The sequence below is a fragment of the Paenibacillus sp. NPDC055715 genome, from assembly GCF_053617595.1.
Genome location: NZ_JBSHGA010000005.1, coordinates 231,006 through 246,768, shown reverse-complemented (window position 1 = coordinate 246,768; position 15,763 = coordinate 231,006). Strand labels below are relative to the sequence as shown.

The window sequence follows — 15,763 nt, the reverse complement described above, 5'->3', positions numbered from 1 at the left end:
CTAAATCGTAGCAGTTTTCTATTAATCCATTCTCGATCCAACCTAGCTGTGGATTTCCTGTATCGTAGTCATGAACTCGTCTCCATACCAGTTTGTCGGCAATAACCAGAGCAGTATGACCTAATGGCTAGACATATTCACCTGGACTAATAATACCTTTTCGCTCATCGTTCAACTCTCCCTTCCAAGTTTGTACAATTCTTATTATACGGATGAAAGGGCACACATCTCAATTTCAAACCCCAGATCTTCAATCATTTGATGATCGGCTGTGACTTCTTGTCCATCTGTCGTTAAATAATCTCCTACGAAAATCGAATTGGCTGCATACAGGGATAAGGGTTGCAGTGTCCCCAAATTCAGCTCCCGTCCGCCTGCGACACGAATTTCCCTAGATGGACAAATGAACCGAAACAGCGCCAGTACCTTTAATGCTCTGATCGGAGATATGCGCGTTGCACCTTCCAGCGGGGTTCCAGGGATCGGATTCAGGAAGTTAACTGGAATGGAGTCGGCACCGAGTTCTCGTAACGCATAACCCATTTGGACGATTTCCTCATTCGTTTCTCCCATTCCGATAATCACGCCGGAGCATGGTGACATCCCGTGAGATTGAGCCATTTTAACCGTTTCGACACGTTGATCGTATGTATGTGTGGTTGTAATGGACGGATAGTTGGTCTTGCTCGTATTTAAATTGTGATTGTAGCGATGGACTCCCGCCTCTGCCAACCGGCGAGCCTGATCTCCTTTGAGAATTCCCAGGCATGCACAAATTTTAAGTGGCATCGTACTGGTAATTTCCTGTACCGCCTCAATTACCTGATCCAGCTCTCGATTCGTTGGGCCCTTGCCGGAAGCTACGATACAATATGTACCTGCTTTCCTTGCTAACGCTTCACGGGCTCCGGCTAGCAGAGACTCCTTGTCCAGCATACTGTATTTGTTGACAGGTGCCGTGGATACGATTGATTGTGAGCAATAGCCGCAATCCTCCGGGCACAGGCCGCTTTTGGCATTCATAATCATGTTGAGCTTTACCTTTTTACCGTAAAAATGATGACGCACACGAAATGCAGCTTGCATAATCGGTAAGATTTCCTCATCGTCCGCTTCCAGCACCGCCAAGCCTTCTTCCAGCGTTACATTGCCGCCGTGGATCGCTTTCTCTGCCAGCGAGTACCAATCTGTAACCTCATTGGACCATTTCATACTTTATACCTCCCTAATTTAAATGAGCATGTAAATAGATACGTTTCTCAGGATAAATTACTTATTAATTGTCAACCTAATAAAAATACAACAGGTTGACAATAATACAAACATCATACCAATTCATGTCTTATGTGTAAAGCAGCCAAAATCAAAAAAACGACCCTCTATCGTTCAAGGGTCGCTTCAGGGATGATTCAATTATAGAATGTCTTACTCTTTTATTTTGGCGAATCCTAATTTACGAAACTCCCGCTTTCTCCAAAAGGATTGGCTGCTTCAACAGCCGAATACGTGAAATCCGCTTGTTCTCGATTTCTTCTACAACGAACTGACAACCTTCAAATTCTACAGACTGACCCGGCTGTGGCGGAATGACCTCGACACGGGAATACAGCCATCCACCGACTGTGTCATAATCTACATGATCCAGATCCAGTCCAAAGCGATCATTCACTTCATCAATTAACAGCATACCGTCAATGGAAAATTCCTCGTCATTAATCTGCTCACAACCAGGACGCTCCTGATCGAACTCATCCTGAATTTCACCAACGATCTCTTCCATAATATCCTCCAGCGTTACCATACCCGATGTACCGCCGTATTCATCAATCAGAATCGCAATTTGTGTCTTGCTACGCTGCATGCGTTTGAGCAAATCGCTAATTTGCGTTGATTCAGGAACGGCAAGAATCGGACGGATCATCGTACGGGTATCCAGTTTGTTCGCCCGCAGAAGATCCTTAATATGGATAAAGCCAATAATATGGTCCTTGTCCTCGGCACAGATTGGATAACGCGTTCTCATGCTCTCCGTCGCAATCGCGAGATTTTCCTCTGTGGACTCATTGCTGTACAAACAGATCATCTCGGTACGCGGAATCATGATTTCCCTGGCGGTCGTGTCGGTAAAATCAAATATATTATCAACAAGCGCCAATTCCGTATTATCAATTAGTCCGCTCTTATTGCTTTCTTTCATCAGAATGCGTATTTCATCCCCCGTATGCGCGGAATCGTCATGTTCGGATACCGGCTCCAGACGGAATAAACGCAGCAGGCTGTTTGCCATGCCATTCAACGCCCATATGAATGGATACATCAGCTTGTAAAAACAAGTCATCAGCATGGCCGAATATAGCGTAATGGTTTCAGCTTTACGAATGGCTATCGTTTTGGGCGCCAATTCACCCAGCACAATATGCAGAATCGTAATTACAATAAATGCAATGACCACGGCAGTACCGTGTACATATACCGGTCCCAGCCCGGCTGCGGTAAATACAGGTTTGATCAAATGTACAATGGCCGGCTCTCCGATCCACCCAAGTCCCAGCGAAGACAGTGTAATGCCCAACTGGCAGGCAGACAGATAAGCGTCCAAGTTGTGTAACATATTCGTGGCGTACACGGCTTTTTTGTTGCCCGCCTCTACCAATGTTTCAATACGACTGCTTCTGACTTTCACCATTGCAAATTCTGCAGATACAAAAAAACCGTTTAATAATACTAATGCAAAAACAATAAATAAGTTGAACATACTCGGTAAAGGGTCACTCAATATGCTCCCCGTCAGCCGTCATTACGGCAGACAGGCGCACCTCCTTCGGATAGTTTCATCATAGACAGAACGATAACACATCATAAGCAGCGTCAACTTCCCAACACATTCACTCCTTCCGGCTTCCAAAAGCCATATTCCGCATGAATGATCAAATCATCATTAGCTTATATTCAATTATATAGCTATACACTACACAGTCAAACCACAAGCAATGTCAGAAAAATCAGTTTCCCCTATCATTTAGGTCAGAAAACTTCATTTTTCGCCTCTTACCACAAAGGAAGCAACTATATTCGAGAAAGAATATAAATAAAATAAATCCTCCGCCATCAGGCAGAGGATATGGACTAATATATATGAAGGCATCAGCGAACCGGGGAAACAACCGGATTACCGATGACACCGGGATATTGATACAACAGCGGCTCATCAAAAGTAGCATAGTCTAGATTCACCATCAGCAAAATCGTTCGCTTGCCCGTAGCCGGATCACTGATAATAATGTGGTCACGACCCGCTGCTTCCAGAATACCTTTGAATATTTTTGCATTCCATTCCCGGTTATTTTCATACGTCATGTAAAAGGTTCCTGTTTTACCCAAGTTCAAGCGTAAAATATTTTCAATGTATGATTGCTCATATTGCGGAGTCTGGCTTTGCACCACCATACCGGCCGGTGTCATCGCGCTACCGCTGTTAACCTGAGGGGGAAAGCTGCTGATGGGCTGCATGGTTCCGACTGGATTCATCCCTCTTGGCCATTCGGGATACCCGCCACCAGTAGGATAAGAGACAGGACGGTAAGCTTGCTGTGAAATCATGTGAATTCCTCCTAAAATGGTTTTAAATCATCCAAACTCATTGTTGAAACGCTCTAATAGACGGCAGGACAATCCTGTACAGTCGGGCTGAAGAAGCAATGCGCCTTGAAACGCCCCGTGTTAGTCTGGTTATACCAGGTATCCGGACAGTCCCCGGAAGGTCTGAAAAACCACAATGCATTCGAAGCCGGACGTATTTTTTCCCCATTAATGACACGCCGGGCAAGACGAATGTCACGGTCACGGGCTCTTTGATAAAAATACCCCTTTTGCGTAGCTTCAAATCCGCCGGGACTTTGAAACACCATGTCATTCATGAGGCGAATTCCCTGAAAATCCAGACAATTGGCCAAAATCCGATTAACACCAACATTGCCGACCATGAGCATTCCCTGCTCTCCTTCTCCTTCGGCCTCTGCCCGCATAAGCCGGGCGAGTGTCCTTACATCCCCTGAGTTGACATTAATAACAGCCACCGCGTCCCCTCCTCGCTCTTCATCACATACCATATCTTATGGTACAAATGCCCAATGGGTGACAGCTTCCAGTGAAAAAAAGGATAAAAAAATAGCCCCGAAATTCGGGACTATTTGTTCAGGCAGCTTATAGCTCGCTAATCATTTTACGCGTCATAAGCTGCTGTCTACATTTTAACCTGTTCCAAGCTATAGCGATTAAGACGCTGGAACCCGATATACCGTGTACCCTGAAAGGTAAGCCGTCCTTCATCTCCCTCAGCACATTGACCATATTCTTCCCCGCTTACCTTGAACTCCATTCGGTCGCCACTCTCCACCTCGAAGGTTACATAATAGAAAGTATAGGTACGAGTCCCTTGTTCCTCCTGCCGCCTCTGTTGGAGATGTGTCCTTCTGGCCGTAATTCGGGAACCGACCGTCAATACAGGTTGCCTTTTATTCCGGTTCCATTCCATGACTTCCCTGCCCGCAGACAATAGGACAATACCCAACACGACTACGAAAAATACGGGCAGTACCGTACCCAGCCAATCGAACATCCATAATGACTCAAATCCCATGCAACGCACTCCTCTCCGCCAGGCATTCCACAGGGAAACCGCCGGGCATCCTCACATGACCTAAGCTTTCTGTAATAGTATATGTACGTTCCTGCCCAAATTTGATAGCAACCTCAAGAACGCCAAGAGCCTCCACGGAATGATCCGGGAGGCTCAACATATGGCGATATCAGAATGGTGCATCTGTTTATACATGTACAAGCTGGAGATAGCGCTGTGTCTCATCCAGAACTTCATTTTCTTCTGTATCGGCGTAACGCTCTGCGCACTGCTTGCAATCCTCTTCAGTCGTGCAACCGTAGGCATCCTGGCAAGTGTAACAAAATTGAAGGTAGTATTGGGTTAACATATGATCTTGATTCGCTCTCATGATTATCACTCCTATCGTTGTTTACAGGTTCAGTATAACAGGGGTTCATCCAGTATATTGTGATTTTTTTCACATATTATCGTATAAAATTTAAGTTTTTTTAAAATAAAACGCCCTGTGCCTCTTCCCTGATCTGCATGGCCTGTTGAGGACGTGCAAAATTAGGGGAAAAGCACAGGGCAATCGCCCTGGTGAAGGTTATTGGATCCTCCAGTTGGTACCACCGTCCGTCGTTTTAAGCAACAGTGATTTCTTGTCGTCCAATCGTTCCAGAAGCAGCCAACCTACCGTAGAAGAAGCAAAACGGAGCTTGACCGATCGCGGGTAATCCTTAAGCTTCGATGGCAGCACTTTGCTGCCAGTAAGGGTTGTCCACGTCCTGCCCCCGTCCATCGTTCGGCTCATTCCGGTTGGGGTTACGATCCACCCTTCCTTATCACTTAGAAAGGTGCGTCCGGGAATAATGGAGTTCTTTTTACTGCTCAGCCCCAAAGACACATTGTTCCATTGCGTGCCTACATCAGCAGTAAACAGTCCGCTATACTTTGTACCGCTGTCCAAATAACAGAGAACAGGAATCAAGTACGAAGAACTATTTCCTTTAAAAGACTGCGGAGCTTCAGCTTTTGCCTGGGGGCAACCCTGGATCTTGTTGGCTACCGGGGTCCAGGTCTTCCCTTGATTCGAAGTCTTATAAAGCTTAACACTGTTATCCAGATTAATCGCAACAAAACCCTTCTTGTTGCCATCAAAGCACATTCCCGCCATGCTGCCCTGTTCGGGCAGGCCCGAGCTTGACTCTTTGGATGACATACCAGAACTTTGCGCAACCTTCTGCCATGTGGCTCCTCCGTCAGTGGTATGATACAACAATTTTTGTTGATCCTGCTCATTCAGGTTTGTAGAAGCCATAATCCATCCGGTAGACGTATTTACATATTGAATCACGCTCACATGTTCCCCGCTTGGAAGCGCTGAAATATCCCAGCTCTGTCCCCCATCAGCGGTTCTGAGGATGACGGTTGCGGTTTTGTCCAGATTTTGACGGACAACCCATCCGTGCCGAGAATCGGTAAAGCTAATATCCTTCCCATATTCAAGCTTGTCTTGAAATTGAACGTTTTCAGAAGGAGAAATATTATTCCAGGTCTTTCCGCCATCATGCGTATAATAGAGCCGAAGCTCATTACGAGTAACTCCCCAAACGAAACCTTTATTTTCATCAATTAGGTGGAAATCAGCTATTCGCGTCTGAACTACATATTTGGTATTGGGATCGCCCACCTTCGGAGTCAATGGTGGATTAATAGTTATCGTTTGTCCCTGGTCATCCGGTTCCTCAATCTGAGGTTTGGTTACGGTTTCTGCGGGTTCGGGAGAACATCCAGCCAGCAGGATGCCTGTCAGCAGCAATACTCCCCCCAGGAGCGCACGCCAGCGCAGTTTCATATAAAGATCCTCCCTCGATGGCATGCGGTAATCCCGTGCCAAAAGCTTATCTGAAACAGAATTATACCATAAACGACTCTAAGTGACACTTTTCGCGCGCTCATACAAAAAAACCGGCCACCCTTCACATAAGTGCAGGATGCCGGCTTTTTAACATTTAAACAAATTAGGATTTACGGTTTAACAAGCTTTTGTGATATCCGTAGAAGAAATAAATCAGCAGACCCAGCAGGAGCCACACGATAAATCCAATCCACGTGCTGATATGAAGCTGAAGCATCAAACCGACGCAAACCAGGGCACTCAAAAGCGGAAGCAACGGAACCCAAGGCACGGTAAAGCCTCTTTTCAAATCCGGACGTTTCTTACGCAGAACGATCACCCCAACCGATACAACGGCAAAAGCGAACAGGGTTCCGATACTCGTCAGGTTCGTCAGAGCATGTAACGGAAAAAAACCACTAGCCAATGCGATGATGCTTCCGACCAGCCAAGTGCTTCGGATGGGTGTTTGAGTTTTGGGATTGATTTTAGATAAAAATACCGGTAACAGACCGTCACGCGATATCGAGAAAATTAACCGTGTCTGACCATACAACAGTACGAGTAAAACCGTGGTCATCCCGGCAATAGCACCGATAGAAATGAGTCCGGCCACAAAATCCTGATGGATAAAGCGCAAAGCAAACGCAACAGGATCATTTACCCCCAGCTGCGTATAAGGCACCATTCCGGTAAGTACAACAGAAACCGCTATATACAGCACTGTACAAATCGCAAGCGAGGAAATAATACCGATTGGCATATTCCGCTGCGGATTACGCACCTCCTCTGCCGCTGTTGAAATGGCATCGAAGCCCAAATAAGCAAAAAATACGATTGCCGCGGCACTCAAAACACCGGAGAAACCATAAGGGAGAAACGGTGTCCAGTTGGCAGGCTTAACATAAAAGATTCCGATTCCGATAAACAGCAGCACGACCCCGACTTTTACACAAACCATAATGAAATTAAACCGAACCGTTTCCTTGGCTCCGAGACTCAGTAACAGTGTGATCAACATAATAATACACACAGCAGGTAGGTCAATAATGGTTCCCCTGGCTGAATCGAAGGCTGCGGTTAAAGCCAGTGGTAAATGTATATCAAAGCCGGCCAGCAAGCCTTGAAAATAAGCAGACCAGCCACTGCTCACTGAGGCGGCCGCCACCCCGTATTCAAGAATTAAGTCCCAACCCAGTACCCAGGCCAGAATTTCCCCAAACACAATATAGCCATACGCATAAGCGCTGCCGGCAGCGGGAACTGTAGAAGAAAGCTCTGCATAGCACAAGGCTGCCAGTACACAGGCAAGCCCTGCAATTACAAAAGAGAGCATCAATCCAGGACCTGCATTTTCTGCTGCTGCCTTGCCAGTAATAACAAAAATCCCGGTACCGATGATACAACCTACACCTAGTATAGTAAGGTCAAAGGCGCTCATCGTTCTCTTTAAGCGTCCTTTAGATCCGCTTTCTTCATACTCGAGTAGTCCTGTCTTTTTTCGAAATAAATCCATATACATAATCCTCTTTCCATAATTTCATAAGTGAATATCGCTACTGCAACGCTTTAGTGCATGTTATCATTTGATTAATTATTAGCGAGTATCGCTTAGAAGTCAAGGAGAAATGTCATATTTTTTTTGCAGTCGAGCACACATATACGGTAAACTTAGTTGGAAAGATAAATTTTAAATTAATTAGTCTAAAATCAAAAGGTATTCAACCCGAGAAGGAGATGAGGATTTTATGAGCTTAAAACCTTACAAACGAAGCAGAGTGGCCATTGTCGGCATGGGAGCGGTCGGTACAACGACCGGTTATACCCTACTACTGCGCCAACGCATGTCAGAACTTGTCTTTATTGATGTCAACGTCAAAAAGGCGAAGGGGGAAATGCTCGATATGAATCATGGGCTTCCTTTTCTCGGCGGTGTCAAAGTGTGGGCGGGTGATTATGAAGACTGTCGTGATGCGGATATCATCATTATTACAGCGGGCGCATCACAAAAACCGGGAGAAACACGCATTGATCTGCTCAAGCGTAATGCCGAAATTTTTGAAAGCATTATTGATAATATCGTCAAGGTAAACACACATGGCATTTTGCTGATCGCAACCAATCCAGTGGACATTCTCTCCTACATTTCCTGGAAACGTAGTGGCTGGCCTTCGAGCAGAGTTATCGGTTCGGGAACGCTGCTGGACAGTGCACGCTTCCGTTATTTGATTGGTAAGCAAAAGGGCATTGACCCTCGCAGCATCCACGCCCATATTATTGGAGAACATGGCGACTCCGAACTGCCTGTATGGAGCACGGCCAACATCGCAGGAACTCCATTGGAGCTGGGTGAAGAAGCAAAAAATGAGATTTTTGAAAGCACCAAAAATGCAGCCTATGAAATTATAGATGCCAAAGGCGCGACTTCTTACGCCATCGGGCTGGCTCTGGACCGAATCGTAGCCGCCATTCTGGGGGACGAAGGGGCTGTACTTAATGTGTCCACCTTGCTGGAAGATTATAACGGAGTGTCTGACGTTTATCTGGGTGTTCCGAGTATCGTAGATCACAACGGTGTACGTAAAATTTTGGATCTTCCGCTGAATGACAAGGAACGTGAAGGACTACATCAATCTGCGGACAAGCTAAAAGATCAAATCAGTAAACTCAACTTGTAGATGAACAAACTGAAATTGTAGACAAAAAGGGCCTCTACAGCGGCGAAAATACCGTTGAGAGGCCCTTTGATTATGTCATATAAAGAGTTCAGCTTATCGTAAACAGTTTACTCAGATTACCAAGGCGGCGTATCGCCATCGGCAAATTCGTCTTCTTGGAAGCGTTTCTCTTTCAGCCGCTCAGCCACCGTTTCGAACGATTCAGGTTGAAGCAACTCAATCGGTGAAAAGCCTTTTTCAAATGTAAATGCGTCGCCTTCAATGATAAGCGCGTATCTATCGTGCAGTTTCGTAATATGCAGCTTGGCCCCAAAGTCGGACAGTAGTCCACGTACAGCCGTATCATCCAGCTTGAAGCGAACTTCAATTTCCGGCTTTAGCTCAACAATATGCTGCGCAGCCTCTACGACCTGAAGGGGTTCCCATTTCCCTTGCAAATCCCGTTTTTCACTGGCCGCCCACAACTCCAGATCACGTTCCTCTTGCTGTCTTTCCTCATTGGTAGCATCCGGCCATTTCGTCTCTACATAGTTCTGTACGAAGCCCATGACATGCTCATTGACGATTTCTGGCATGGATTGCTCATAGGTCACAAATTTCAGAAAATCCTCAAAATATCGTGCATGCGAGGACTGGTGAATTTTAAGCTCCCACTCATCGTTCATCCCCTCCTCCAGCATGTAAGGATACATGATAGATTTCATATTACGGGCTGAAATGGCCATTTCGACCTCGCTGACCAGACTGCTTTCGGTAATACGGGCAATTTTAGGTTCAAAATCACATTTGAGCACAAAAATAAACGGATCATCGGAGTGTGTATTCAAGGTAGCCTGTATAATGATCAGCGCTCCACCGCGTACCGCGCTTGTATCCAGATACATCCGCACCAGATCGTCGCAGGCATTTTTAAAATCTTCCTTATCCTCTGCTGCCCGTAGCCGGGCGAACATATTGAAATTGGGATTACTGCTCAGTTCATGCTCCGGTTCGACGATAAAGCGGCCAATTTTGGTCGGTGCCTGCTCTGTGCTCGGATTTTTCTCGACCTTCCGTTTGCTAATGCGGGCAAATTCCCCGTCCAGAAATTTTTTAACATCGCTCTCGTCATAATCATAGTCATCCATCGTAGCGTAATGCTTGTAGGACTTACCGCCTTGTCCTTCTTTTCCGTCTACCTGAATTACAAAAAAAGATAAAAAGTCCACTTGAAAGTTCATTTGCGTTCCATACGCTCCTTTTCAGGCATGTACGCGTAATTATATCACTATGGATTTAAAACGTACATCGGATGCAAATCCTCATTGTTAAGATACTCATAAGTGTTAACATAATATTTATTATGGAACTTAATTTGCAATTAGATATAATTTCCTAATGACAGTTTTATATTGGGTTAATTTTCCATAATTCTGATCCACATCCTTAAATATCATGAACGAATTCATTTTCTATGCTAAGATCTCATCTGAATTCAAAAAAAAAAATGACTAAATAGTAGTTAATTTATTATATAGACAAAAATATATTTTGTTTATATAAAAAATAAACTTAAGGGTTTGACACCCTGAAATCAGGAAAGGAGAGTTTATTGTTGTTTAGAAATCCATATATAAGGACCATTATTGCCTCCAATGCACTGCTGAATTTAGGCATTTGGGTGCGGAATTTTGCCATCCTGCTGTATGTAACTGATCTGACTCATAATGATCCGGTATACGTGTCGCTCATTTCGGTAGCAGAATTTACGCCCATTTTTCTGTTTGCCATCATTGGGGGCACATTCGCAGACCGTTGGGGGCACATTCGCAGACCGTTGGCGGCCCAAACGGACCATGATCAGTTGTGATCTGTTGTCCGCCGCTTCCATTTTCATCGTGTTATTGGCGTTGTGGTACGGCTCATGGCAGGTACTATTACTGTCCACTTTTTTCTCGGCAATTCTTTCTCAATTTTCTCAGCCATCTGCGATGAAGTTATTTAAGCAGCATGTAGAACCGGAACAGCTTCAGGGAGTCATGGCCCTTTTTCAGTCTCTAATGGCTTTATTCATGGTCATTGGCCCTGTCATCGGTACATTTATCTATCAACACTTTGGAATCTTCGTTTCATTGTCTGTAACAGGAGTATTATTTTTCATCTCAGCGCTTGTTTTGACTCGTATTCCACAAGATGAACGAGAGCTTCAGGTAGGTAATAATCCAACTTATTTCATTCAAGAGCTTAAAGAAGGAATTCGTTATGTATGGAATAACCGTACACTTCGCAAGCTTGGGGGGACTTTTACCGTAATTGGGCTGGCGGTCGGACTTATTCAGCCTCTAATGCTCTTTGTCGCCTTAGAGAACCTTGGACAAAACAAGGAATTTCTACAATGGCTGTTAATGGCGAACGGAGCGGCCATGCTGATTGGAGGCAGCATGATTATGGGTGTTTCCAAAAAAGTACAGCCACAAATGTTGCTGGTTGCCGGACTTTTGGTTAGTACACTGTCAACTTTTGGAATTGGATGGTCGCACAATATTGTGCTGACACTGGCACTACAAGTATTCAGCGGCTTATTTTATCCGTGCATTTATATCGGTATCAACACCATGATGATGAAAAATGCCGAAGCAGCTTTCATTGGTCGCGTCGGCGGAGCCCTCTCTCCCCTGTTCACAGGGATGATGGTCGTCGGTATGAGTATTGGCGGGACGCTCAAGCATGCGTCCTCCCTGTTTGCCGTATTTGCTGTCAGCACCGGATTATTCTTAATTGGTGCAATGCTGTTGGTACCATTACTCCGAGACAAATCCCCTGTGCAAGCTGTCATATCCGGGGAATCTAAGTAACGCAAAAAACCGATCCTTATTGGAATGGAGGTGTATCCTGCTATCCGCTAAGGTCGGTTTTTTTATGATCTCATCATAATTTCATACGACCTATGTCTCTCTTCCTTCATGCTGTCTTTTCCACAATCATGCATACAGACCGTTGTCATCCAGCAGTTCATCATGTCGTCCCTGCTCTATAGCCCTTCCTTTGTCCAGTACAACGATGCGGTCCGCATTTCGTTTAATATGTACCATCTGTGCCAGCCGAATCAGACTTGGAGGCTGAACCAGCGTACGTAGCAAAATGTCTCTCGCTTCGTGAATACACGTACATCATTGGGTTTGATCGTCATAGTCGGTTTAGGTGAAGCGGTGCGTGTTTCTTGCAGAAAAAGTGCCATTAGCTCCAGTGCCCTGCTCTCCAAAAAAAAGCTGTCGGGTCAGGCCCTGATAAGGATGAGACGACAGTTCCTGAGATCGCTTTCATACCGGGCGTAATCACTGTTTCCATACAAGCAAACGATTGCCCCAGACGGATACCCAGCTCCTGTAACAGTTCGCCCCACAACGAAGGATTAAAACGCTGCTAGATATGATTCATCGCTTTACTTCCCGGCATTTCCGGATGGATCTTCACTTCGTTCATATAAGAAAGCTCGAAGCCTTTGCGCAAAAAATGCGTACGATGCACACCGTCTCCCCATTGCTCAGGTATATGATAAATATGCTCATGTTTCGTGGACGCCTGAATGGGGTCTTTTTCATGGCTCATAGAGTTTAAACTGCTTTTATATTTTATGGAATATTAATCCATTTTTAACTTTTGTAATGGCCTGCTCGGTAGTCAAAAATTCCATATGATTACATCCTTTCACTGGGATTTTTTAAGTTAACATAATGTATATTACGTAATCTAATTACTGTTTTTTGAAGAAGCTAGGCTTGACTTCGGTGCTGACTGATCGTATAGTGTGGATTTATCTGTAATCAAGAGAAGATTTTGATGTCGGTGAATGTTCTTAACTAAGCAACTTCATATTCAGGGAAGACTGTTCAGGCGCTTGTGCCCTCCGGGGACAGGTTTGTTTGCTACTGTGTTTTACCCTGACATTAGTTAAGAACATGCGGATATCATAAATTGCCTCAGGGATTATTTTCTTCTAGGCCTTATTCCGTGCTGTGTTCAGCGCGGTTTTTTTGTTTTCAGATTTTTTGTGAACTTCCTTTAACACCTCCTATTCATGGGCTAATTAGCTTACAAATTGGTTTACTCATGGATGATTTGGGGACGCATAAATTGGAGCTGCAAAAGCTGAATTATAGGCTTATTTGACGATAAATTCCCTCTTTCCTTCAGGGCGGAGAATGAACGATTTGTTCATTCTCCGCCCTTTTTTTATTTTACAGAGAAGGTTCTAAACAATCCTGACACTACACAACTAAAGGAGGGATTTATTCATGAATGAAACCACAATGTAGCGCTTGGAATATGACCGGATCAAAACAAGAGTTTCCGAATGTGCTTTTTCTTACCTTGGTAAGCGCCATGCCGCTTCCATGCAACCAATTACTGACATCCGTACGATCAGATCCGTCTTGACGAAGCGACCGAAGCCTTGCACTCATTCGCCACGGTTGGGCCTCTCTATTGCGCTACTGGAAGAATTCTTCATATTGCAGCTACCGAGTTGTATCCCGACGACTATGATCTGGACATCGTTTTGGAAACTAAGGAGAACCGCGAAAAACGAAAGCTTCTGAGCCGGAAACATGTTGAAGGTCTGATGATTGAATCTCCTCCGGAAGATAAAGTGTAAAAACAATTGCAGGTCAAATTCCAATCATATCAACTTATGATCAGAATTTGCAAAGCAGATTAAGTTGATATAATAAATATTATGTTAACTTAATCTGCTTCCTCTATTTTTAGACATGATAAATACTCCAAAACCGTAATTTACCCGCTCCTGAACAGTATGTTCTCCCTCAAGTCTCCCTTTAATAACTGAAATCAATCGCAGGTTCACGTTAAGAATCAAGAAAAATAATCCCTTTCAATCTCAAAACTTGAGTTTAATTCCAAACTACTCCCGGAGAAATGGTCTAAAAAGAAATACTAGGCATCTATGAATAAAGGTTTCAGAAGGACGAAAAGACTAATGAAACTTTGGGATGGCTAATTAACGATTATATTCAACATATGCGACATCATTTGGAACAAATAGATCAAAAGCAAAGCTATATAAGCTGAACTTAAAAGTTACCTATCGTGCCACTTCGCAGACGGATGGTGCTTCTCTTGTAGCATCATTCCTCCTCCGTTTTCCAAGTACATTTTTAGTTAAGCTTATATAATCGTTAATATGTTGGTATTTTTCGTTGATATGAAGTTATGAAATTGGGTTTCACTCCATTAAGTTTACATAATAATTATTATGTAAACTTAATCTTTTTATTCTCCTTAATGTACTTATCATATCCCTGTCAATATTTTATTTTTCACTGTTGAACACTTTATTCCCCTTTTTCTCTTGTTAGCCCATACCTCTTTAATTCCATCATAGGTACCTGAATATCCAGCTTGTCCATCGCTTTTTCTTTTTCCCGATCCGTGACATGCGTGTATACGGTGGTAGTCTGGATGGATGAGTGCCCCAGTAGCTCTTGCACAGTACGCAGATCGGCACCCTTACGTAAAAGCATCGTTGCAAACGTATGTCGCAGCTTATGGCTGGAGTAGGATACCCGACGTTCCACACTCTTATCCTGTTGGAATCGCTCGAACGTTTCTGTAGCAATCTGCTGAATAGAGCGCACCGCCAAACGGCGGCCTTTTTGCGACACGAACATCGCGTCCTCCTTCCCCCTCCACGGGGTTAATCTTTCCTCCAACGCACGTTCCACAATATCACACACACCCTCCGGCACCGGAAGCGTACGCCACTTGCGCCCTTTACCAAACACATCTAGTGTGCGCCGTTCTCTGCTAAAATCCGAGACATTCAAAGAATGAACCTCTCCCACCCGTAATCCCATATATACCATGAGCAGAAAAATTGCCATGTTGCGATTTGCATATTTCCCCTCCACTGCGAGCAAAAACGGCTGGATTTCCTTTTCATCCAAATAGACGGGCATACGATTCTTTTCGGTCTTTGCTTTTTTAATTCCGGATGCCGGATTTGTGCTGCACAATTCAAATTCCTGCAACGCTTTGTAAAAGCTACTCACCGCTGCATGCTTTCGGTTCCGTGTACTATCTCCTGCTCCACCTTCCCGTGCTTTAGACAGATACGACATAACATGAATTTTCTTCACCTGATCAAGTGGCTTTTCACGCAGCGTACGTAAGAACTGCTTCACATCCCCTGTATAGTTTTTTTGTGTATGTATCGTATATCCCGCATCCTTCATCCAGATCAAAAAAGCTTCCAGCTCCTCAGCATACACTTCATCAATATCATCTATTGTATCCTGCTCCATTTGCCGTACCCCTTTTTTCATCCCGATTACCTCCGTTTCGATTCATATTCCCAAATACCAAAAATGCTGTAAAACGTCCATTTTCGCCTAATTTTTATCGACAATCCAATCGACAACTTATGCGTGGGGGCTAATGAAAGTCGATTTAAACCTAAACAGCGTATAATTTATATTATACGCTGTTTTTTTCGTCACTTTTTAAGTATAAATAATGCTCCCTATCCTTGTCTACCGCTATTTTGACTGATTTTCTCATTAGAATATTTAAATTTTAAATGCAAATAAC

Annotated in this window: 13 protein-coding genes and 2 pseudogenes; 3 read left to right on the top strand and 12 right to left on the bottom strand. The window is 44.3% G+C overall.

From position 1 onward, the window contains the following. Positions 1-204: 204 nt before the first annotated feature. The 8 genes from bioB to ACWGOO_RS11310 form a co-directional block, all read right to left on the bottom strand. Positions 205-1,212 (bottom strand): biotin synthase BioB, encoded by a 1,008-nt coding sequence (gene bioB / locus ACWGOO_RS11345; protein ID WP_452483389.1) that lies wholly within the window; start codon positions 1,210-1,212, stop codon positions 205-207. A 241-nt stretch (positions 1,213-1,453) separates the two neighbouring features. Next, positions 1,454-2,755, bottom strand: a complete 1,302-nt coding sequence (locus ACWGOO_RS11340) for a hemolysin family protein (RefSeq protein WP_452483387.1) — start codon at positions 2,753-2,755, stop codon at positions 1,454-1,456. A gap of 389 nt (positions 2,756-3,144) precedes the next feature. Next, positions 3,145-3,600, bottom strand: coding sequence for a spore coat protein GerQ (gene gerQ, locus ACWGOO_RS11335; RefSeq protein WP_452483385.1), 456 nt, complete (start codon positions 3,598-3,600; stop codon positions 3,145-3,147). 53 nt (positions 3,601-3,653) lie between these two features. After that, positions 3,654-4,076 carry a cell wall hydrolase gene (locus ACWGOO_RS11330; RefSeq protein WP_452483383.1) on the bottom strand — a complete coding sequence of 141 codons (423 nt, stop codon included), beginning with the start codon at positions 4,074-4,076 and terminating at the stop codon, positions 3,654-3,656. Between the two features lie 167 nt (positions 4,077-4,243). After that, positions 4,244-4,639, bottom strand: a complete 396-nt coding sequence (locus ACWGOO_RS11325) for a DUF2500 domain-containing protein (protein WP_452483381.1) — start codon at positions 4,637-4,639, stop codon at positions 4,244-4,246. A 187-nt stretch (positions 4,640-4,826) separates the two neighbouring features. Beyond that, positions 4,827-5,009 (bottom strand): hypothetical protein, encoded by a 183-nt coding sequence (locus ACWGOO_RS11320; protein ID WP_452483379.1) that lies wholly within the window; start codon positions 5,007-5,009, stop codon positions 4,827-4,829. Between the two features lie 198 nt (positions 5,010-5,207). Continuing rightward, positions 5,208-6,458, bottom strand: a complete 1,251-nt coding sequence (locus tag ACWGOO_RS11315; RefSeq protein ID WP_452483377.1) for a YCF48-related protein — start codon at positions 6,456-6,458, stop codon at positions 5,208-5,210. A gap of 166 nt (positions 6,459-6,624) precedes the next feature. Continuing rightward, entirely contained in the window at positions 6,625-8,016 is a 1,392-nt protein-coding gene (locus ACWGOO_RS11310; RefSeq protein ID WP_452483375.1) for an amino acid permease, read from the bottom strand. Positions 8,017-8,248: 232 nt separating this feature from the next. Between ACWGOO_RS11310 and ACWGOO_RS11305 the strand changes: the two genes are divergently transcribed. Continuing rightward, positions 8,249-9,178 carry an L-lactate dehydrogenase gene (locus tag ACWGOO_RS11305; protein WP_452483373.1) on the top strand — a complete coding sequence of 310 codons (930 nt, stop codon included), beginning with the start codon at positions 8,249-8,251 and terminating at the stop codon, positions 9,176-9,178. A 116-nt stretch (positions 9,179-9,294) separates the two neighbouring features. On the opposite strand, the gene ACWGOO_RS11300 is transcribed toward ACWGOO_RS11305, so the two are convergent. Continuing rightward, positions 9,295-10,398, bottom strand: a complete 1,104-nt coding sequence (locus ACWGOO_RS11300) for a DUF3900 domain-containing protein (protein ID WP_452483371.1) — start codon at positions 10,396-10,398, stop codon at positions 9,295-9,297. 374 nt (positions 10,399-10,772) lie between these two features. Between ACWGOO_RS11300 and ACWGOO_RS11295 the strand changes: the two are divergent. Beyond that, a pseudogene (locus ACWGOO_RS11295) lies at positions 10,773-12,012 on the top strand (MFS transporter). Between the two features lie 126 nt (positions 12,013-12,138). Here the strand turns inward: ACWGOO_RS11295 and ACWGOO_RS11290 are convergent. Together ACWGOO_RS11290 and ACWGOO_RS11285 are read right to left on the bottom strand one after the other, a co-directional pair. Next, positions 12,139-12,234: pseudogene (locus ACWGOO_RS11290) on the bottom strand (hypothetical protein); the annotation flags it as partial. Positions 12,235-12,580: 346 nt separating this feature from the next. Continuing rightward, positions 12,581-12,766, bottom strand: a complete 186-nt coding sequence (locus tag ACWGOO_RS11285) for a hypothetical protein (RefSeq protein ID WP_452483369.1) — start codon at positions 12,764-12,766, stop codon at positions 12,581-12,583. Between the two features lie 844 nt (positions 12,767-13,610). Between ACWGOO_RS11285 and ACWGOO_RS11280 the strand changes: the two genes are divergently transcribed. Then, complete coding sequence (locus ACWGOO_RS11280; protein ID WP_452483531.1) at positions 13,611-13,811, top strand: hypothetical protein; 201 nt, start codon at positions 13,611-13,613, stop codon at positions 13,809-13,811. A 697-nt stretch (positions 13,812-14,508) separates the two neighbouring features. Here ACWGOO_RS11280 and ACWGOO_RS11275 read toward each other — a convergent pair. Beyond that, positions 14,509-15,498, bottom strand: coding sequence for a tyrosine-type recombinase/integrase (locus ACWGOO_RS11275; RefSeq protein ID WP_452483367.1), 990 nt, complete (start codon positions 15,496-15,498; stop codon positions 14,509-14,511). Positions 15,499-15,763: the final 265 nt, after the last annotated feature.